We start from the raw sequence: 6,130 nt of genomic DNA, 5'->3' as shown, positions 1-6,130 counted from the left end.
GCGATGCGGCGCTGGCAGCGGGCGGATCGGTGCCGGACGGCTTGGCCGAGGGCGGCCTGAAGGTGGACGCCGATCCGCTGACGGCGGGCTGGAAAAACGCCAAGGCGCCCGTGCAGACCCGCGCAGACGGGCGTGCCACGGTCACCATCGAGCAGACCGGCGCGAAGGCGGTCCTGAACTGGGAGACCTTTAACGTGGGCAAGCGCACCACGGTCGAGTTCCGGCAGGAATCGACGTGGGCGGTGCTCAACCGCGTCAACGATCCGCAAGCGCGGCCGTCGGTGGTCCAGGGGCAGATCAAGGCTGACGGCACGGTCATGGTCGTTAACCGTAACGGGGTGGTATTTGACGGCACGTCGCAGGTGAATGTGCGCAACCTGGTGGCGGCCGCTGCGCGCATCACCGATGCGCAGTTCGAGAACAGCGGCTTGTACGGGCCTGACGACAAGACGCCCACTTTTGCGGACGCGCTGGGCAAGGTGGAACTGCGGCCGGGGGCCGTCATCGAGACCAACCGTCCCGCGACCGTGACGCAGTCCGGCGGGTATGTGCTGTTGCTGGGCCGCGAGGTCGACAACGCCGGGTCCGTCTCGACCCCACGGGGGCAGGCGGCGCTCGCGGCGGGCGACAGCTTCGTGATCAAGCGCGGCCAGGGCACCGAAGGCAACCTCGCGTCGACCACGCGCGGCAGCGAGATCGCGCCTTCCGGCAGCGGCGCCGTGGCCAATCGCGGCCTGATCCTGTCGCCGCAGGGCGACATTACCTTGGCGGCGCGGACCGTCGAACAGGCCGGTGTGCTGGCGTCCACCACGTCGGTGGATGCGCGGGGCACCCTCCATCTGAATGGCACGGGCGCCGAGGCCGCCGTGACGCTGCGTCCGGGCGCCATCACCGCGATCCTGGTGGATGCGGACACCGCCACCGCGCTGGACGGCCAGCGCGACAACCTGATGCCGCCCAGCGTCAACCCGACCGGCACGCTGGCGGCCACGGACCGCAACCGGCGGGACTTGTCGCTGGTGCAAGTGGACAGCGGCGGCACGGTCGACTTCCAGGGCGAGTCGCTGACGCTTGCCACGGGGGGGCAGGTGGCGGTCAAGGCAGGCGCGCGCACGCTGGTGCGCGATGGCGCGCAGATTGACGTGGGCGGCGCGATCGGCGTGGCCGTGTCGATGGAATCGAACAACATCAAGATCAACCTGCAGGGCAACGAACAGCGCGATTCACCGATCAACCGCGACGACGCCCGGCTCAACAACAGCGACGTGTGGTTGGACAGGCGCGCCCTGATCCGCGTGGCCGGCGGCGTGGGCGCCTACGAAGGCGACCGCTGGTACAGCGGCGGCGGCTTGCTTGAAGTGGGCGGCTATCTGGGCACGCTGGCGGTGCCGGCGAGCCACTGGCTGGCGCAGGGCGGGCAGGTCCGCTTCGAAGGCGCCGAAGTGGTGACGCAGGCCGGTTCGGCCATCAACCTGTCGGGCGGCACGCTGGACGTGCAGGCCGGCACCCTGCAGCAGACCTGGCTGCGCGGCCAGGACGGGCGGCTCTACATGGCCGACCGCGCGCCGGCCGACCTGCTGTACACCGGCATCTATCGCGGCTACGAGCAGCGTTCCGATCGCTGGGGCGAGAAGGCCACGCGCCGTTTCTACAACGCGCTGCTGGCGCCGCGCACGCGCGACGAAGACGGTTATACGGTGGGAAGGGATGCCGGCGCGCTGGTGGTGTCGACCCGCAGCGCCGTGCTGGAAGGCGATCTGATCAGCGATACCTACCAGGGCGTGCGCCAGGACCTCGCGCCACAGGCCGGGCTGGATGGCTACAGCCAGTCGCAACGCGCCATGGCGCGCCGTGCCGCATTGGTGGTGGGCAATGACTTGCGCTACTACGACCCGGCCACGCGCCTGGTCCACTACCAGTTGGGCGCCACGGCTGACACGATCTCCGAGGTGACGCTTGGCGCGGGGCGCGAACGGCTGGCCGACAGCCTGGGCCTTGCCACCGCTTTGTCGCAAGAGAACCAGGGCAAGCTGTTCCTGGACGTGGACCGGCTCAACGGCTTTTCGCTGGGCCGCGTGCGCATCGCCGCGGGACGGGCAATCACGGTCGAGTCGACGCTGCATAGTGCCGATGGCGGCGAAATCACGCTCTATGCACCCGAGGTGGACATCCGGGCTGGCTTGACCAGCCGCGGCGGCCTGATCCAGGCTGGCAACGTTTTGCTGCAGCCCAGCCTCCAGGCCAATCGCATCGAAGATACGGCGCAGGCGCCCGCGGCGAACCAGCCCGCGCGGCTGCACGTCGCCGCCGGGGTCTTGCTGGATGCCCGCGGCGTCTGGGCGAATCTGTTGCGCGACGCCAAGGGCCTGGCCGGATTGCCGTTGCGCGATGGTGGTCGCGTGGCCTTGCGTGGCACCGGTGACGTGAGCGTGGACGCGGCGAGCGTGCTGGATGTGTCGGCCGGGGCGTCGGTGCTGGCCGACGGCAAACTGCTAGGCGGCAAGGGCGGCAGCGTGACCCTGGCGGCCCATGCGCTGAGCCAGGCGGCTTCCACCGGCGGCAATCTGTCGTTCGCGGGCGAAGTGCGCGGCTATGGCGTCACCGGCGCCGGCACGCTGTCGGTCGCCAGCGGCGGCCGCATCGTGCTGGGCGGACCGTTGGATCCGCAAGACGCGGCGGCGTTGCGCCTGGACCCTTCCTTGTTCCGCACCGGCTTCGGGAAGTACGAGATCAATGGCTACCAGGGGCTGGCCGTCGCGGACGGGGCGCAGATCGACGTGGTCATGCCCGTGTTGCGGCTGGAGGGCGGGACCGCGCAGGCGCCGGGCTCCGGTGCGCAGCCCGGCGATGTCCTGACGCGGTGGACGCCGCCCGTGTATGCGGAAGACCCGCTGCGCGGCCGGCTGGCGCAGCGTGGCGGCGCCGACCTGGCGCTTTACTCGGACCGGGCCGCGCAAGGTGGGCCCGTCGTGATCGGCGAGGGCGCGCGGGTAAGCGTTGACCCGGGCCGTTCCATCGAGATCAAGGGGGCCGACCAGTTGACCGTGCTGGGGCGGCTTGAAGCCTGGGGCGGGCGCATTGCCATCCAGGAACCGCGCCTGGGCGAGCAGCCCTACGCGCCCAAGAGCAATCCCCGTTCTGTCTGGATCGGCGATCAGGCGGTGCTGGACGCCGCCGGACGCAGCCACGTCGCGGTCGATGCCCGCGGCCAGCGCTACGGCGTGGTGCAGGCAGGAGGCACGATCGAGATCGGCGGCAAGCTCGACTGGGAAGTCGATGCCGATATCACGGGCCGTCCCATGGACCGGCACCTGATCCTGCGGCCGGGCTCGTTGCTGGATGCGTCGGGCACGCACGCCGTGCTGGACTTGCCGGGGCGCGGCGCCACGGTCGTGGGATCGGATGGCGGCACCATCGTGCTGTCTTCGGCCAACAGCCTGCACCTGGACGGCGCGTTGCGCGCGGCGGCCGGATCGGAGCGCGCAGCGGGCGGCACGCTCGGCGTTTCGTTCGGCGGCGCCTTCTATCAACGCAATCTTTCACCGGAACTGGCGGTGCAGGCAGAGCGGCAACTGGTCCTGGCGCAACGGCAGGGTGACAGCCGATTGGCCGCCGACCTGCGGCCGGGCGAAACCAGTCCGGACCTGGCCTACGGCAAGGGGCGCCTGGGCGTGGACCGCATCGAGGTGGGCGGTTTCGACAACCTGGCCCTGAATGCGGACGTGCGCGTCGACGGCAGTGTGGCGCTGGCCATGCGGCAGAGCCTGCGACTGTCGGGGCCGCTGTCGATGCTGGAGGACTCGCCTGCCGCCAGTATCGCGAACCTCAGCGCGCCGTACGTGCTGTTTAACCAGGCGCGATACAAGCCGCTGGACGGCGCCGATTTCTTCCTGCAGCTCGTTTCCGCGCCGCTGCGGTACTGGAACCTGGGCCACCGGTTGGACGTGTCGGCCGGCCTGCTGGATATGCGCGGCAACCAGAACCTGATCAGCTTCGACGACGTGCGCTTCGATGTGCAGGGCGACATGCGCGTGGGCAGCGTGGGCCTGCTCGACCGTGGCCTGCCCAGCAAGGTGGCGGCGCCCAACCGCCTGACCGTGACGGCGGCCCAACTCTACCCCGTCACCGGCTCCGGCGGTTCCATCGTCGTGGGCGAGTACACGGTCAACGGGCCGCAAGGCGCCGAGAACCGCTACAACCCCGATGCCGTCCTGACGCTGCGGCGCACCGCTGGCGAGACGCCGGCGACGCCTTATTCCGCGTTCGGCGCCATCGCGCTCACCGCGCCGCTGATCGAGCAGGGCGGTGTGCTGCGCGCGCCGCTTGGCACCATCACGTTCGAAAGCAAGTCCGGCACGCCGAGCACGGTGCGCTTTCTGCCCGGCAGCCTGACGTCCATCAGCGGCGGCGGGCTGCTCATGCCCTATGGCGGCACCGTGGACGGCGTCAAGTATCACTACGCTGGCAAGGAAGTGGCGCTGGAGGCGACCCGCTCCGACGGCCGTCAGGGCCGCAAGATCCACATCCAAGGCGGGGTGATCGACGTGGCCGAGGGCGCCGTGCTGGACCTGTCAGGCGGCGGCGAATTGACCGGCGGCGCGTTCGTGCGCGGGCGTGGCGGTTCGGTCGATGTGCTGCGCTACGCCATGGCCGACGCTAATCCCGGGTTCGCCTTCAGCCGCTCGGGCAACGCGGTCTATGCCGTCGTGCCGGGGTTCACGGCAAGCCAGGCGCCGATTGCCCCCGACGCCGGGGCCGGCAGCCCCGCGGTGGGGCGGCAGGTGACGATCGGTGCCGGCGTGCCCGGCCTGCCGGCCGGCACGTATACGCTGCTGCCATCGACTTATGCGTTGCTGCCGGGCGCGTTCCGCGTTGAGCTGGGCGCGCAGGGCGTCAACGAAGCGGCGGTGGCGGCGCGCACGCGCGGCGGCTCGTGGGTCGGCGACGGCTGGCTGGGCACGGCTCGCACCGGGCAGCTGGCGTCGCTGCCGACCCGACTGCTGATCACGCCGGCCGATGTGGTGCGGCGTCATGCGCAATACAACGAGACGTCCTACAACGCGTTCGTGCTCGCGGATGCGGCGCGCAAGGGAATTCAGCGGGGCATGCTGACCAGCGATGCGCGCGCGCTGCACCTGAGCCTGGCGCAGGGCGCGGGCATGGCGGGCAATCCCGCGGTGTCGTTCAAGGGGACGGCGCGTTTCGATGTTCCCGAAGGCAGCGGTGCCTATTCGGGCCGCCTGGTCGTCACGGGACCGGCGGAGGGGCTGGAGATCCTGGCGCCCGGGCAGTCGCCGGTGCTTGGCCCGAAGGCCGCGGCCATCCATGCCGCGGACCTGAATGCGCTGTCCCCCGACGCGTTGTTCCTGGGCGGTCTCTCAAGCGTTGCGGGCTCGTACGAGGTGAGTGCGCGCAATGTGGGCGGCGATGCCAGGCAGTTGCTGGTGCGCAGCGGCGCCACATTGAGGGCCCCCGAGATCTTCCTGTATGCGGTCGATGGCGGACCCGGCATCGTGGTCGAACAGGGCGCGACGTTGTCCACGCTTGGCCAAGGCGCCGTGGCCCAGGATGCGCGCACCGGGCTTTACTACGAGATCACCAGCGGCGCGCTGCTGGCGGTATCGAACGGCCTCGTGAACCTGCTGCCGCCGAACAGCGGCGCCGGCACGGCTGTTGACGTGGGCGGCTGCGTCGCGGATTGCGCGGGTGCCGCCCGCTTGTTGTCGGAGGGCTCCATCGGCGCGTCCACCAATGGCGCGTTCACATGGCGCGATTCGGTGCAGTACGGCACGCGCAATCTGGCGCTAAGCGTTTCCGCCGTCAACCTGGGCAGCGCCAAGTCGCTGGAACAGGCCGCCGCGGCGGGCCGGTTGCCGCCGGGCATGGTGCTGAACCAGGACGTGCTTGCCAACCTGCTGCGCGGCAACACGGCGCTTGAGGCCCCTGCGCTGGAGAGCCTGATCCTGAACGCCGGCGAGTCCGTCAACGTGTATGGCGCGGTGTCGCTGGATGCGCGCGGCACGGGGGGGCGGTCGCTGCAGCGGCTGGTGCTGGGCGCGCCGGCGATCTACGGCTATGGCGCGGCGGGCGACACGGCCACCATCGCCGCGAGCGAGTTCGTCTGGGCAGG

At 70.5% G+C, this 6,130-nt stretch carries 1 protein-coding gene; it reads left to right on the top strand.

Annotated elements, in window-relative coordinates; translation table 11 throughout:
• On the top strand, positions 1–6,130 hold a 6,130-nt coding region (locus HG262_RS30745; RefSeq protein WP_169274593.1), incomplete at both ends, for a filamentous hemagglutinin N-terminal domain-containing protein.

The sequence above is a fragment of the Achromobacter sp. Bel genome (assembly GCF_012928505.1).
Classification (GTDB): domain Bacteria; phylum Pseudomonadota; class Gammaproteobacteria; order Burkholderiales; family Burkholderiaceae_B; genus Achromobacter.
This window is presented reverse-complemented; position numbering and strand designations above follow the sequence as displayed.